Source organism: Chitinophaga eiseniae (assembly GCF_012641265.1).
In the GTDB taxonomy this organism is placed as follows: Bacteria; Bacteroidota; Bacteroidia; order Chitinophagales; family Chitinophagaceae; genus Chitinophaga; species Chitinophaga eiseniae_A.
The window spans coordinates 471,959-487,278 of sequence record NZ_JABAHZ010000001.1 but is presented as its reverse complement, the minus strand read 5'-3'; the positions used below and the strand labels follow the sequence as shown (position 1 = coordinate 487,278).

Below are 15,320 nucleotides of genomic sequence, written 5' to 3'. Positions count from 1 at the left end.
AGGACATGACATACGAATCACGGACAGGTATTTCCTATCAGTTTAGGTATAATGCTTAGTAAGCTCAGGATTGCATTGGGGTACTTATGTAGACTGGTTTTTTGAGGTGATGACTGCTTGTTCCTTTCAGTGGTGCTATATTTCATCCGTTTTACGACAAATCCGTACCTATGGTATAGAAGATGGATACTGGCACCAATTTATAACTAATTGGTGAAATGGCACATTAATTTTTAAGGGAGGGGCAATGAAGATGACTAAACCCTTCTCTTTATTAAAGAGACTGATATTCAATAATATCGGCCATAAATTTTATTTTTTTCCATAAAAAAATCTTACCTTAGAATGCAATATTGAGCCCCATCCTTCACCCTGCCAGTCGTCGTCTTTGACTTGATCTATTATTTATTATTATAAAAACAATTTTTATGAGAACGATGTATCTTTTCGTATCGATTGCTTTTTTAGTAGCCTGTACCTCCAGCCCTAACAAATCAGAAACGGAAGCTGTAAAGACACCCGGTTCTGAATCGGCGAAACAGGAAATGCTGAAATATCCGTACATGGCGGCTTATTCTTCAGATTTTGAGATCGGTCCTGCCAAAAATTCACTAACACTGCTTGAATTGTACCAAAACTGGGACAACAACACCCTCGACAATTCAAGGAATTCCTTTGCGGAAAATGACACCATGTTTTTTGCAGATGGTAATATGTTTGCGGGTAGCCGGGACAGTCTCTTTGTTATTGCCAAAAAGATGAGAGGACAAATGGGTACTGTGGTTGATTCTATTCATGCCTGGGTACCTCTCAGAAGCAATGACAAAAAGGAAAACTGGGTAGTCATATGGACCCGGGAGATTTCAACAGACGCCCAGGGCAAAAAGATGGCCAGGGAACTACAAGAAACATGGCGATTTGATGAAAATGGGAAAGTGAATCTGATGTATCAATACGCGCAGCTTCCACCCAAAATGCCGCCAATGATGAAGAAATAAGAGGTGGTGGCTTACCATATAAGCACCTGGCCCGGCAAAACACTTTGCCGGGCTTTTATATGCCTTTCTATGAACCAAAGTTCATTTAACATTGTTATTCCAACATCTTAAATCAAATACAACAGATTATTACCCTTATCCCCCAAAAGGCATTTCCTCAAAAGTATTTCAATATACCACTCAACATCATCAAACCTCAAAATGACATCTTATGAAAGCAACACGGCGCCTCGCCATGGTAGTTAGCTATCCTACCCGACTACTCATCCCGCTGTTAATAGCGGCTTTTTTCTCTCTCTTACGGCTCCCTTGTATGGGCCAGGAGCGTAAATTAACAGGCCACGTGCCGCTGATTGTTTCACATTTAAAGCCTGTGGGCAGCCCGGCCGCGTCAAAAGACATAGAACTGGTCATCTCTTTGCCGTTGCGCAACCAGCCGGAATTAAATACCCTGCTGCACGACCTCTACGATCCATTCGGTAAGTCCTACCGGCATTTCCTGACGCCGGAGCAGTTCAATGAACAATTTGCGCCTACAGAAGCAGATTATCAGCGGGTACTTTCTTATGCAAAATCCTGCAAATTTTCTGTCGTCAATACGCAACCCAACCGAACGCTGGTAAGGGTATCGGCTTCTGTTGCCAATATTGAAAAGGCACTGCGGGTAAAATTACAAACCTATAAACACCCCACGGAAAACAGGAGCTTTTATGCCACCAACACCGAACCATCTATTGATAGCTCGCTGCCGATTTTGCATATAAGCGGACTTGATGATTATGCACAACCCCGCATTACATTGAGAAGTACGCCTATTTTAAATGAAAAGGATATGAAAACGAATGGCCCCTCTGCACCCGATGGAGAAGCTGGCCGGGGTCCGGGAGGCGCCTTTAGCGGCAACGATTTCAGGACGGCCTATGCACCGGGCATAACCCTGAATGGAGCCGGACAGGTAGTGGGCCTATTGTCCCTGGACGGTTACTATCCCAGCGATATCAGCAACTATGAAACAATCTCCGGTTTCCCGGCGGTGCCCATACAAAATGTTTACCTGAATGGCTTTACCGGTACGCCCAGCACTACCGGGTTTGGCAACCTGGAAACCTCCATGGATATGGAACTGGCTATTGCGATGGCGCCGGGTATGTCTACGCTCAATATATATGGCATCCGGTACAGCTCCCCCAACATAGATGAAGTACTTAACGAGATGGCCAACCCTACAAAAGGGGAACAACTCCCTCATCAAATCAGTACCTCCTATTCCGTGGTCTATGATCCCAGTGTTTACCAGTCGTTTCAGCAGATGGCGGCACAAGGGCAAACGTTTTTCGGGTATTCGGGCGACCAGGGCGCTTATACCACCTATACTCCCGGCTCTAAAACGGATATACTCCCCTTTCCCCCGGGAGACTATAGCTACGTGACCAGCGTAGGAGGTACACAGCTAACCACGGCGAGTCTCGATGGTACCTGGTCATCTGAAACCACCTGGTTTGGGAGTGGTGGTGGCCCCAGCCCATGGTTTACGATCCCCTCCTGGCAGCAGGGCATGGATGTTTCCTCCAACCTCGGTTCTACCACTATGCGCAATTGCCCTGATGTATCGATGGTGGCCACCAATATCCTCGTCATCTGCAATAATGGGAAGATGGTCAACGCCTCCGGTACCAGCGCATCTACCCCATTATGGGCCGGCTTTACCGCCCTGGTAAATCAACAGGCGGCCATCAATCATCTAGCCCCTGTAGGATTTATTAACCCCGCGCTTTATGCGATAGGCCGCCGACCGTATTACAGTAGCTGCTTCCACGATATTACTACCGGTAGCAATGCATCACGCAACCCCAGCCTATACCGCGCCGTACCGGGCTATGATCTCTGTACAGGCTGGGGCACTCCTAACGGCATCAACCTGATAAACGCACTGGCAATTGGGATCCCATTCAATACCGACGTGCCCACCGCAGCTACGTCTCTCAACAATTTTGTTTTCGATTATGCGAGAGACATGGATGGCCGTATCTACTTTAACCAAGCAAAGTATGGAGAGGCCTTTCGGGGCTGGTCTGAACTGGCCGGTCAGGGAAGAACCAATACAGCACCTGGCTGCGCCAGCATACTATCCAGTCTATTTGTATTCATCCGGGGCCTTGACAACCGGATCTATCTGAACCAGGCAGCGTTTGGGCACGACTACAGCGGGTGGTTTGAAGTACAGGGCCATGGCACTACAGACGCGGCGCCTGCCGCAGCCTCTATCGACAATGTGGTGTATGTATTTATAAAGGGAATGGACGGCAAAGTATATAAAAATCAAGCCACTTTCGGATATGGCTTTGGCGACTGGTTCCCGGTACCGGGCACCATACAAACCAATACGGCTCCGGCGGTAGTCACTCATGGGAAAACCATATACGTGTTTATCCGTGGACTCGATGGAAGAATATACAAGAATGAAGCTGACAAAGGGCATTCATTCGGCGACTGGTTCCCGGTGCCGGGCACTGTCCTGACGGATGCCGCACCCGCAGTAGCTACGATCAATAATACGCTATATGTGATTGTCAAAGGACTTGATGGGAAAATTTATAAAAATGAGGCCGACTTTGGTCATTCCTTTGGCGATTGGTTCGAATTGCAGGGTGGCGGCACCACCGATGCGGCGCCTACGGCCACTTCAATAGGACAAAGCCTGTTCGTTTTTATGAAAGGACACGATGGGAAAGTATATCTCAACCAGGCAGCTTACCGCCACGCCTTTTCAGGTTGGTTTGATGTGGGAGGCCGGTATTACTAATCCTCTGTAAACCGCTACCACCAGATCTTCCCGGGTAAAACCGGATAGATTTGGTGGTGGCTAGCCCGGTGGCTAAGTTTGGGCTCAAATGGTAAGATCCCCTGTCACCACTTCCCCCACGCGTTTGTAGCTGGCTATGATCACTCCTTTTGAGGTGACCAGGCTTTCTGTTAATGCAAATGCCGCCGGGATCGCGCCATTGCCGAACAGCTTCTTTCCTTCGCCAAGCACCAACGGGTAAATTTTCAGCCGGAGTTCATCTACCAGGTCATGTTTCAACAACAGCTGAATGAGCTGACTGCTGCCCCACACCTGGATGTCCGCGCCGTCTGACTGTTTCAGCTTTTCGATATCTGCCGGATTTTTGAGGACCACGGTATTTTTCCAGTCTGATTTCCCGATGGTCTGCGACAGGACGTATTTGGTGCCTTCATTGATGCCAGGCCAAAAGTCGGCATGGTGAGGCCAGTAGCCTGCAAAAATATCAAACGTTTTTCTACCCAACAGATAATCCGTTTGCTTCAACTCCTCCATCATCACTTTACCAAAATCTTCATCACCATAAGGTGCAGTCCAGCCGCCATATTTGAAGCAGCCTGACATATCTTCCTGGGGGCCGCCGGGTGCTTGCATAACACCATCCAGCGTAATCATCGATAATACAATTATTTTTCTCATGTTATTCGCTTTTTCTAATTAAGATAAAAGTTATTATGCGATACAGTTTATTTCAGAAAATCGTTCAGGTAGTTCAGAATGGTGGTTGTCTGCATCATTAAGGTAACATGGCTTTGTGCAGGAACAATGGCCAATTGCGATGCGGGCATTTTGCCCATATCGGCAGCAACAGCGCCTCCCAATAATTGATATGTTTTTATCAGCTCCATTTTATCCAGTCCGTCATTGTCGCCGGATATGATTAACACCGGTGCAGCAATTTTCGAAATATTGGCGTCGCCGAAGTCAAATGGCACAGCCGCGGAAGCAATCATCTGCTCTAAGAACTTTGTCCATTTTGTTTTATCGGGAGCTACTTCATCGTATGCGGTTTGCATAGGCGTGTTTGCAAAAAGTTCAGGCTTCATTTGCTTAAACGCACTGTTTATTTCGGGAAGCCAACCGCTGCTTTTATAAGTAGCAGAAATGATGACTAATTTTCTTAACCGTTTAGGACTTCGTATCGCAAACTTGTATGCTACTGCGCCGCCAAAGCTATATCCTGCTACATCCGCGCTGTCAATCTTCAGGTAATCCATTACGCCTTCCACATCACTGGCCAAAGTAGCAGGCGATAATTTTCTTTCTGAAAACGGTGTATGCCCATGTCCCTGCAATTCGATGGCAATTACCTTCCTGTTTTTTGACAGCTCAGGGATCAGTTGGCCCCAGTTGGTACCAATAGTCATAAAAGCGCCGTGTAGTAAAATGAGTGGCCTGCCTTCGCCATATACTTCATAATAAACTTTGAGACCATTAACAGGTGCATAGCCACTTTGAGAAGGTTTGATTTGTCCGTTCGATTGCGATGCTGTAAACATAATGGTGGCAATTAATAATATTGATTTAAGAGGATTGAATAGTTTTTTCATGACGTTATTTAAATTTTAGTTTGAATTTCTTTGACAACACAAAGATGAAACTCATTTCAGAATTTGACCCGGTGCAAAAGCGTCAACTTGAGGGGTGAATTCCGTCAAAAATCTCTGGGATTTTGTATATTTATTTAACCGGTCACTTATTCCATATACTATCTATGTTACAGGAAAGTAAAAACCCTCAGTCCACACCTGCTTCCCCAGCTGCAGCACCTACGCGGAATCGGATGGGAGTGGCCATACCTGCGGTTCAGCCGCTTCAGAAAAAACGGGATAGCCACCAGGAGGATGAACCCGCTCAGATGAAAGTCCGCTCAGATGAGCCTGCCAGGGCAAGTGCAAAACCATTTCAATTAAAGGCAAATAATTCGGGGCTCCCTGATCAGTTAAAAACCGGAATTGAAAATCTTTCTGGTTTTTCGATGGACGATGTAAAGGTGCACTACAACTCTGATAAACCAGCGCAGTTACAGGCTTTCGCTTATGCACAGGGCAATGATATACATATTGGACCGGGACAGGAAAAGCATTTGCCGCATGAGGCCTGGCATGTGGTGCAGCAAAAGCAAGGAAGGGTATCCGCCAATTTACAGATGAAAGGCGCTATGATCAATGATGACCCCTCGCTTGAAAGTGAAGCGGATATTATGGGAGAAAAGGCAGTTGCACTAAATGACGCCGGCACCCCACTATCGATGAAGCAGCAAACTACCGGCAGCAGCGTTATCCAGGCCAAAAAAGAAATTAAAGGGGCGCACAACTTCCCCAAAAAAGGAAAGCTATCGATCCACTTTGAAGAAATGCGCAAAGGCTCGTCAGTTGGTATGTATGGCTATATCTCTTTTTACCCATTATCGGGCGGGTACACAGCATACAAAATTGAACTGGTGCAGATTGCCTCTTTGAGAACGAATGATAACGAGCAAGCCAAATACATGGAAAGACTTATGCCTAAGAGCGACGAAGGAAAAGAAAAAAAGGAGGAAGCTTCTCCGGAAATAAAGGAAACCAACCTGGAGACGGAAGGCGAAAATCCGGTAAAAAATATGGTACGGAATGCATCGCCTCAGCAACATTTTATTGACCTTCTCTATACACATACTAAACCCAGGGAACAAGCCGGCGAACCCAATGTAGAAATGGCTTACAACGCAGAAAGACGGGGTAAGTGGGATGATCCCCTGGACACCATCCAGATGGGCAAAACAGATACCGTCAGGAATTTCTACAATTTGCTGCATCAAAAACCTGGTGCCGATGCCGAAGTCATTAAAATAGACCAGTTCCCGGGATATAATGATGGTCCTGAAGAGATAAAGGAAACAGCCTTACATGACTTCCCCGTAAGTGGTAAGCCATCGGTGTTTTCTTTCCAGACCTCCGTGGATGTTGATCCCGATAAAGCCGGCAAGTACCCCAAGGAGTACTGGGGCGTGGTAAAATGGGGATTCACTACTTTAGTGAATCCTTTCGAGGAAGAAGCATTTATTGACCAGGTAGCGCCTGTAGAATTTACAGAAGGCAATACGCCAGAATTAAAAGCCAGCAGGGAGAATTTTGCATCTATTTTTGCCAACAGCTCCGCCTGGACTTCACCCGAAGGCATTGCCGATATAGATAAGCTACTGAAAGCCGGTTCTCCAAAGGGCATAGATTACCTGGAAAATGCCGCGAAGGATTTCAACTTTGTTTTAGGCAGAATCCTGGATGAAAGCAAAAGTGACCCGGACGTATTAAAACGTATAGCAGGTCCACATCAAAAGAATGTATCATGGATACTGTTGAAACTAAAAGAAAAAGGACTTGATAAAAAAGAGTTTTCGGTTAGTTTAAGTGACCGGTATAAGCAACTTTACGCATAATTTTTTTACAATTTGTGCTATTATTTAGCGTCAAGTATGCTAAATTTCTTTATTTAAATGCTAGAAAATTATGTGGTCGCACCTTTACTGGTACTACGAGATACGGGGCAACGAAACTTATAGCCGCAGATTATTAACCAGCGATGTGCTCGACGTTTTGGAAAACACAGGAAAATTGCGCCGGACAGGACATCAGCAATTCGGTAACCTGGAAAATTTCCCATGGATTAACATCGTTGCCGTCAATTCAAAGGATGGTAATTATGGTAGAGACGAGGATTTTAACAGCGAGTGGATTAATTTAATTGCTATAGCTGGATCAAAATCCAATCCGGAAAACGAATCCGCGTATGTCACCCTGCTAACCAGGATTGCTGAAAACATAAATTGGGAATTAATACTGGAAGAAGATGACGACCACAATGAAAATGTTGTTCTGAGAAAGCAATCACTATAGTATGATACATTCTTTTGAATGGTATCACACTTTATGAAGGATCCTCCCATGCATAACCTACTTTTTGGCGTCGATGTTCTTTTGGCCCAACAGCCGCCCTGGAAAAGCAAACGCATTGCCCTGGTGACCAATCATGCGGCTACTACCCGGCAGTTTACCCCATCACGAGCGGCTTTACTGCAACAGGGATTTAATATCGTGGAACTGTTCTCACCGGAACATGGCCTCGATACAACAGGCGCCGATGGACATGCAATAGATAATGTAACAGATCCTCTAACCAGCCTGCCGGTAACCAGTTTGTATGGCGATAAACTGGCGCCGTCGCAATCGGACCTGGCTGATATCGACCTGGTATTATTTGACATTCCGGATATCGGCAGCCGGTTTTATACTTACTTGTGGACCCTGTCTCATGTGCTGGAAGCCTGTGTAGCCTTTAATATCCCTTTTATCATAGCCGACAGGCCCAACCCTTGGTCAGGGAATTTAACCCTGGCAGAAGGTCCCCTTCTCGATGAAGCACATTGCAGTAGCTTTATTGGCCGTTGGTCGATACCGGTAAGGCACAGTTGTACGCTGGGAGAGCTGGCCCGTTATTTCAACAGCTCACGGGGCATTAACTGCCAGCTGGAGGTGATACCCTGCGTTAACTGGCAGCGGAACCTATATTATACTGACTGGAGCCATTCGTTCGTGCCATTATCGCCTGCCATACCTACCTTTGAATCGGCCTTGCTATATTCGGGGCTTTGCTTCCTGGAAGCTACGAACTGCAGTGAAGGCAGAGGAACAACCATTCCCTTTCGCGTAGCCGGTGCCCCCTGGCTGCTGGCCGATGATACTGCCCGGCTATTTAATGACATGATACCGGCCCTTTCAGACAACGTATATGCCCGCCCGATAGTGTTTACACCGGTGGAAGGCAAATATGCCGGGAAACCATGTAATGGTGTGATGTTGCATATCACAGATCCTGCCTCCTTTCTTCCTGTAGCAACCGGCTGGTTGCTGATTAAAATTATAAAAACGCTACACCCTACAAATTTCCAATGGGCTCCCTACCCTACCCACGTAAATCCCACGGGCACAAAGCATCTTGATTTATTATCGGGCATATCGAATACTGAAATGCTTTTTGAAACGGCCTTACCTGACTTTATTAATGTGATAAAGCAGCAGGTGATGCCCAGTGATTGGCCGATGCGCATACAGCCATATCTGATGTATGCTTAAAGCTATCGAGGCCAAAAACAAGCCGATACCCTAAATAAAACAGTATCCCTCATTAAAATATTAGGCTGGTTAGTATAATGAACTAACCAGCCTATCTTATCCTTATCAACGTTCATAAATAGTAGTACCTTATTTTCCCTTACTATCCGGTTATTGTTTTACATGCACCATCTTATACGTTTTGGTGAAATTATCCATCTTCAACTGAAGGATGTAAATACCTGCCGGCAGATCCGGAGCTTGCCAGTTAACAGTCTGTATACCAGGTTGCATTACTTTATCCAGCAAACGTGCCACCATTCTGCCATTTGCATCATAAACAGTTAACTGAACCCTATGCTGCTCTTTCAATCCAAATGAAATGATGGTGTAGCTGCTGAATGGATTAGGATAATTTCCATTGAAGCTGAAGTCGATTAATTCCTTATCGCTATTCTCTTCCAGATTACCCAGCTCATCATTATTGTTTTCTCTCCACCATTTCGGATGATGATCCTGCATTGATTTAAGTTGATCAATAATCTTTTGAGCAGCAAGAATCAGTGCTTTCCTGTCAGCATCTGTAAGATGCGATCTATTTGTAGCGTTTTTCACCAATATGATGAATACCTTGAGCACGGCAATGGCAGGCTGTATCTTCCCCCTGGATTCCTGTCTTAATGAGAGTTCCAGGAGTCCCTTCAACACTTTGCCTTCCTGAGGAGTCAGTTTGCCGCTGTTTACCAATGCTGTTACCTGTTGTATAAGTAGTCTGTACTGTTCTGCTATATCAGGTTGTTGAACTACCTGGATGGTAACGCTGCTCTGATCATCTTCTGTAGCAACACCGTTGCCGGGGGTCGAATCCGGATCGGGTACGCCGCTTGCCGTAACTTCCGCTGTATTGGTAATAGTTCCGGGCTGCGTAACGGTGCCGGTAATCGTCAGTGTAGCCTGCTGGCCACTGTCTAAAGCACTAACGGACCATTTACCGGTAATGTTATCATAACTGCCCACAGATGCTATTACCTGGCCGAAAGTAATACCCGCCGGTAATACATCAGTTACCACAATTCCAGGTGCAGTACCTGGTCCTTTATTGATTAAATGGATAGTAAATGTTACCTGATCCCCAACGGAGTACTGCGTTTTATCGGCCTGTTTCGTTAATTCCAGGTCGGCTGTTTGTACAAGCACCTGTATGGTAACGCTACTTTGGTCATCTTCTGTAGGAACACCATTACCTGGAGATGAATCCGGATCAGGTACATCGCTTGCCGTAACTTCGGCGGTATTGGTAATAGTTCCGGGCTGTGTAACGGTACCGGTAATCGTCAAACTATCCTGCTGACCACTGTTTAAAGCACTGACTGACCATTTACCTGTAGTGTGATCATAGGTGCCCGCTGATGGGATTGCCTGGCCGAAAGTTATGCCGGCCGGCAATACATCTGTCACTACAATGCCCGTTGCAGTGGCAGGTCCTTTATTAATTAAATGGATAGTAAATGTTACCTGATCACCAACGGTGTACTGCGTTTTATCAGCTTGTTTCGTTAATTCCAGGTCGGCAGTTTGTATGTTTCCTGTTGGCAAACAAGCACTAAACTCGCTTGTATTGTGATTGGGATCGGTGGCGGTAGCTGTAATGACAGCACCTGCAGGAAACGTTTTACCTGGTAATATAGCCGTAAAAGCGGCATTACCGGCTCCATCTGTAGTAACCTTAAAAGAATCGAGGAAAGCTTGTCCTTCCCCAAAGCCCGAAGGGTTACATGCATCATTGGAGAAGAAGTCCAGCCGGAATGTAGTATTGGGAGTGCTGTTTAATGTACCTTGTATACTGGCGTTTCCACCTGTGTTACCCGCCGCCGTTAATACAGGGAAATTCTGAAGGTTGTTTGGGCCGGTATCTGCATCACCGGGATCATTGGGAGTAGGGCCGTCGTTGCCCAGATCGATACCAGGGCCAGTGTTCTTAAAAATGGAATTAGCAGTCAACTCACTTCCCGTTCCGGTTCCGCCCAATGCAACCCCTTTTCCATTAGCGGTAATAGTATTACCGATGATGCCGGCTGTTGCAGCGTCGTTCGTTAGTATACCAATACTATTACCGGAGATAATATTCCCTTCAATATGTGCTATAGTGTTACCATCCACTAATACGCCAGGGCCTCCGTTATTGGTAATCGTATCATTGAGGATACTCTTCCCGGTGAAGAAGCTGGTGACTTCGATACCACCGAGCGTATTTTTATCAAATAAATCCCTCTCAATAAAAGCGCGGACGGTAATAAGGTTTTTTCCATCGCTGATCCAGCGGAGTCCAATACCAGCGTTAACGGCAAATTTATTGTCCGTTGACATGAATGTAGCAATCGCATTGGCATCCGTAAACACATCTAACCGGTCCCCATCTTTCCCGTTATTAACCGCAGATGAGCCGGAGAGTGCATAGCTAAATTCTGTTCCACCCTTCAGCACTACCTTCCCTTTTCTCCCCTCGGCTCCATTGGCACTGTATGCCTCTCCACTTGCCTTTAAGGCTACCTGTGCACCTGGGCTAATATCTGCCACGTAATTAAAGGCAACACCTGCATTGGCATTGTATACGCCGTTCGTGAAATTTTTATTGCCCGAGCAGTGGAAGATAAAGTTAGCACCTACCTGTCCCAGCTTCATAGTATCTCCAAGAACGAGCCAGTCGATTTTGCCACTAACCGATTCTTCCACATCTATAGCCATGCCGTTATTGGTGTGCAAATTATTTTCATACACTATTTGAACAGTTCTGCCTTCTGAGAACCGCAGTTTGGCGCCAACTTTCATATCGCCTTCAATGCTATTTTTACGCACATTATAACTGCCATCTCCTTTTACAAACAAGTCAACACCTACGCCCACAATATCGGTGATAACATTACCTTCAATGGTAATTGGCTTTGCACTGGCGGCGATGCCTATTGCGAATTTGGCCCCCGTTTTATTTTCCCCGATAAAATTGCCTAGTATTTTAATGCCATCCGTCAGACTACCCGTGACCGTGACCCCGTTAGTGGTGCTATCGCCCGCCATTTTGTTTCCCTCATTTGCACCGGTTCCCCCGATGGTATTGGTGGGGGCATTATTAAGAATAACGCCCCCCTTTTTATTGGGTAGTGCATTGTTGCCCGATATATCAAGACCGATGAGATTACCTATTGCCAGGTTGTTCGATGCACCCTGGGTACCAAATTGAGATGAATCCAGTCCCTGGATATTAATGCCATAGCCACTGTTGCCGGAAATGATATTTCTCGACAGGCCCGTACCGCCAATGGTGTTTCCACCGGTATTATCAATGAATATCCCGTCTCCCCCGTTCCCTTTGGCAACGGCGCCTGTGGCGTCTGTACCTATATAATTGCTTTCGATGTGGTGACTGCCTTCCCCCGGAGGAGGAGTACCTGAAATAAAGATACCATGGGAGGAAAAGTTGTTGATGATAAAGAATGAAATCTGGCAGCTACCACCGAGTAGGCGCAGGCCGATTGCATTGGTTCCGGCTGAAGTGCCATCCAGTTCAATGCGCCTTCCGTCGCTGTTTTGGGCAAGGATAACTACCGATCCGAGGATTGGGGGCAATGGCCCTAATCCGGTGCTTCCTATTTTGATGACGATACTACCGGAACCTGGTGCGTTGGGTATATCAAACTTTATTTCGTTCTGACCCAGGTTACGATTACCATTTTGATTCTCAATAGCAGCGCGAAATGTACACTGATCACCCGGTGTATTGGGGTCTACATCACATGCTCCATCATCCCCAATTTGACCGGCATTGGGATCGCTTTCATCACCTACTGTATTTACAACAAAAGTTTTGGTGGCCTGGGCCAGCATCTTTGCCGGCATAAATAGTGAGAGCAGGAAGATGAAGAAAAAGCTCAATACTGGAAAAGTACAGAAATGCTTTGATCGTGCGCTGTTTAAATTAAGTGGTAAATTTTGCTCATTTAGATTTAGGTTTAGTTTCATGTTTTTGTACTTTAGGAGATGAATAATACACTCCTCATCAGGGAATGCAAATGACTCCTGATAATGCCGATCTATTGCATTATTCACATGCACGGGGCGGTTGAGTTACCCCATAAAAAATTTTCCCAAAGCGTTGAATTATTCCATTGGAGTAAATTTGAGAGAAAGTAACGGCGATATAAAACCTGGATATCGAGAACTGGTCACAGGTCCGGAGAGAGGGAAAACCATTTAGTTGATTTCAGCCATACTGACGAAAATATGCGCAAATTTTACGAAAAATTATTGAGAAATAAAAATAATATATAGATATACCTGTTACGCATATACGAAATTTCGTTGCATGTTGGATATGACATTTAAATCACTATAATTGGACAGCTAGTTACTTTTTTGATGAATAATCAGATCTTTATAAATATCATTTCTGATTAAAGGAATAGAAATAATTATGTTTCCTGAGATATTTACTACGGCAACCTGGCGGCAAGCCTTTCGGGCAAATACTTTAATACCTGGTGAATAAACTTCCATTTAATTCCGGGTACAATCGCGAAACTTCCACCGGCATTGACGATTGCACGGGCAATAAACGAAGGCTCCATTAATAAAGACTCCGGGAGGTCAAGCCCGGCGGTCATCTTACTACGGATATATCCTGCTACAATCACATTGACAATAACTTTCCTGGCAAACAGATACTGTCGCAGCCCTGCCAGGTACTGTGTAAATGCCGCTTTGGTACTGCCGTAAACAAAGTTGCTTTTACGCCCCCGCACGCCCGAAAGGGAAGATAGCCCAATAATCCGCTCCAGGTGATTATTGCCGCTATCCTTTATAATGAGATTAATAATAGACACCGCGCCGGCATAGTGCACCTGCATCATGCGATAACTCCCCTCCCAGTCAACGAGTGCCTGTTCATTTGTTACCTGGAAGCCCGCTGCATATACAACGATATGGGGCTTAGCAGGTAACGTGGCGTAGAATTTACCATGATCGTCAAAAGCAGTAGCATCAAAATAGCAGATGGTGAGCCGGTTGCCGGGAACTTTTCTTGCTTCCATAAACGCTGCTATCTCCGCTGTACTGCGGGAAGCCGCTATTACATCGTACCCCTTTTCGAGATACAATATGATGGCTTCTTTTGCTACATCGGAGTTGGCGCCGAGTACAAGGACGGTCTTGGATGTATTTAGCGTCATAGAGGGCAAAAATAGTGAATAGAACTATAAGCATTCCGTGATTCTTTTTGGACGATAGTATAAAATGCTTCTATATTTGCTCAATAGTTGAATTGCTCAGACTATTACTATTTAAATGCTTGTCCCTATGTCATTGAATTATTCAAACATATTTCCAGCTGATCGTACAGCTACCATAACTACTGCTCTTGAAAACACATTTGGCAACGCGGTTATCAGTGAAGCAACATTGCTGACCGGTGGGTTATCCGCCGCCTCTGTATATAAGATCGTTGCAGATAACCGTCCTTATGTGATGAAACTCGATATACCGCACGCCTATACCAGTGCAGATCCATTTGAGAAAATAGCCCGGGCATCGGCAGCAGGCATTGCTCCGCCCCTGCATTACAAAAATGAGGAAGCAGGCATCATCATCAGTGAGTTCGTCGAAAATAAGCCCATCAGAAGTATCTTCAGCGGCGAAACACTGGCCGTGAAGCTGGCGGAGGCGGTAAAGAAGATACACACGATACCTTACGCTGTACCCGGCGGCGATTTGCAGGAAACAATCGACCATTTGCTGGCGGGATTCCACCATAATAATATCCTGTCTGGCCCCGTACCGGATGAATGCCTGAAGCAGTATGAAAAGATAAAAACGTCTTATCCATGGCACGATACCGACAAGGTATTCAGTCATAATGACCTGAACCCTTCCAATATTTTGTGCGACGGAAAAGTTGTCTGGATCATTGACTGGGACACTGCGTTTGTAAATGACCGGTATTTAGACCTGGCCAGCGTAGCCAACTTTTTCATTTATAGTCCCGACCAGGAAGCTGCTTTCCTGAAAACATATTTTAGCGAAGTAAATGATTATCATATTTCCCGCTTCTATGTGATGCGCCAGATCAGCCGGATCATTTATGCGGTAATGATGCTACAACTGGCTGCCCAGGCTAAGCCCGCAGACTATGCACATGACCAACAAATGGAAGGCGTGTTTTTAAAGGATGTGGGTCCATTACTTGGCTCCGGCGCCCTGTCGCTTGCTACTTACGAAGGACAGTTCATGTATGGTAAAGCGCTGATGAATGAGGCGGTGCAACAGATGTGTACGGGGAGGTTTGAGGATGCCCTGGTGTTACTTCGCCATCGTAATTAAATAGCATATTGCCACGCCTGC

Annotated in this window: 10 protein-coding genes; 6 read left to right on the top strand and 4 right to left on the bottom strand. The window is 45.7% G+C overall.

The window, feature by feature from the left end:
• The first annotated feature begins 428 nt into the window (after positions 1-428).
• Together HGH91_RS01790 and HGH91_RS01785 are read left to right on the top strand one after the other, a co-directional pair.
• The gene (locus tag HGH91_RS01790) at positions 429-998 is read left to right on the top strand and encodes a hypothetical protein (RefSeq protein ID WP_168736742.1); all 570 of its coding nucleotides are present in this window, start codon (positions 429-431) and stop codon (positions 996-998) included.
• Positions 999-1,209: 211 nt separating this feature from the next.
• On the top strand, positions 1,210-3,801 hold the full coding sequence (locus tag HGH91_RS01785) for a protease pro-enzyme activation domain-containing protein (RefSeq protein ID WP_168736741.1): 2,592 nt from the start codon (positions 1,210-1,212) through the stop codon (positions 3,799-3,801).
• 84 nt (positions 3,802-3,885) lie between these two features.
• On the opposite strand, the gene HGH91_RS01780 is transcribed toward HGH91_RS01785, so the two are convergent.
• Positions 3,886-4,479: a dihydrofolate reductase family protein gene (locus HGH91_RS01780; RefSeq protein ID WP_168736740.1), complete on the bottom strand. Its 594-nt coding sequence runs from the start codon at positions 4,477-4,479 to the stop codon at positions 3,886-3,888.
• Between the two features lie 47 nt (positions 4,480-4,526).
• Complete coding sequence (locus HGH91_RS01775; RefSeq protein ID WP_211092168.1) at positions 4,527-5,390, bottom strand: alpha/beta fold hydrolase; 864 nt, start codon at positions 5,388-5,390, stop codon at positions 4,527-4,529.
• Between the two features lie 164 nt (positions 5,391-5,554).
• Here HGH91_RS01775 and HGH91_RS01770 point away from each other — a divergent pair, with 164 nt between their 5' ends.
• The 3 genes from HGH91_RS01770 to HGH91_RS01760 all read left to right on the top strand — a co-directional run bounded on the left by HGH91_RS01770 (position 5,555) and on the right by HGH91_RS01760 (position 8,951).
• Complete coding sequence (locus HGH91_RS01770; RefSeq protein ID WP_168736739.1) at positions 5,555-7,258, top strand: DUF4157 domain-containing protein; 1,704 nt, start codon at positions 5,555-5,557, stop codon at positions 7,256-7,258.
• 70 nt (positions 7,259-7,328) lie between these two features.
• Positions 7,329-7,715, top strand: a complete 387-nt coding sequence (locus HGH91_RS01765) for a hypothetical protein (protein WP_168736738.1) — start codon at positions 7,329-7,331, stop codon at positions 7,713-7,715.
• Between the two features lie 48 nt (positions 7,716-7,763).
• Positions 7,764-8,951, top strand: a complete 1,188-nt coding sequence (locus HGH91_RS01760; protein ID WP_168736737.1) for an exo-beta-N-acetylmuramidase NamZ domain-containing protein — start codon at positions 7,764-7,766, stop codon at positions 8,949-8,951.
• A gap of 150 nt (positions 8,952-9,101) precedes the next feature.
• Here the strand turns inward: HGH91_RS01760 and HGH91_RS01755 are convergent, their stop codons facing one another.
• The gene (locus tag HGH91_RS01755) at positions 9,102-12,824 is read right to left on the bottom strand and encodes a T9SS type A sorting domain-containing protein (protein ID WP_211092167.1); all 3,723 of its coding nucleotides are present in this window, start codon (positions 12,822-12,824) and stop codon (positions 9,102-9,104) included.
• Positions 12,825-13,417: 593 nt separating this feature from the next.
• Positions 13,418-14,152, bottom strand: coding sequence for an SDR family NAD(P)-dependent oxidoreductase (locus tag HGH91_RS01750; protein ID WP_168736735.1), 735 nt, complete (start codon positions 14,150-14,152; stop codon positions 13,418-13,420).
• Between the two features lie 127 nt (positions 14,153-14,279).
• Here HGH91_RS01750 and HGH91_RS01745 point away from each other — a divergent pair, with 127 nt between their 5' ends.
• Positions 14,280-15,299: a phosphotransferase gene (locus HGH91_RS01745; RefSeq protein ID WP_168736734.1), complete on the top strand. Its 1,020-nt coding sequence runs from the start codon at positions 14,280-14,282 to the stop codon at positions 15,297-15,299.
• The last annotated feature ends 21 nt before the right edge of the window (positions 15,300-15,320 follow it).

Excerpts from the sequence above, each read along its gene's own strand:
- HGH91_RS01790 (WP_168736742.1), top strand. The coding sequence starts at position 429 with ATGAGAACGATGTATCTTTTCGTATCGATTGCTTTTTTAGTAGCCTGT.
- HGH91_RS01785 (WP_168736741.1), top strand. The coding sequence starts at position 1,210 with ATGAAAGCAACACGGCGCCTCGCCATGGTAGTTAGCTATCCTACCCGA.
- HGH91_RS01780 (WP_168736740.1), bottom strand. The coding sequence starts at position 4,479 with ATGAGAAAAATAATTGTATTATCGATGATTACGCTGGATGGTGTTATG.
- HGH91_RS01775 (WP_211092168.1), bottom strand. The coding sequence starts at position 5,390 with ATGAAAAAACTATTCAATCCTCTTAAATCAATATTATTAATTGCCACC.
- HGH91_RS01770 (WP_168736739.1), top strand. The coding sequence starts at position 5,555 with ATGTTACAGGAAAGTAAAAACCCTCAGTCCACACCTGCTTCCCCAGCT.
- HGH91_RS01765 (WP_168736738.1), top strand. The coding sequence starts at position 7,329 with ATGTGGTCGCACCTTTACTGGTACTACGAGATACGGGGCAACGAAACT.
- HGH91_RS01760 (WP_168736737.1), top strand. The coding sequence starts at position 7,764 with ATGCATAACCTACTTTTTGGCGTCGATGTTCTTTTGGCCCAACAGCCG.
- HGH91_RS01755 (WP_211092167.1), bottom strand. The coding sequence starts at position 12,824 with ATGCCGGCAAAGATGCTGGCCCAGGCCACCAAAACTTTTGTTGTAAAT.
- HGH91_RS01750 (WP_168736735.1), bottom strand. The coding sequence starts at position 14,152 with ATGACGCTAAATACATCCAAGACCGTCCTTGTACTCGGCGCCAACTCC.
- HGH91_RS01745 (WP_168736734.1), top strand. The coding sequence starts at position 14,280 with ATGTCATTGAATTATTCAAACATATTTCCAGCTGATCGTACAGCTACC.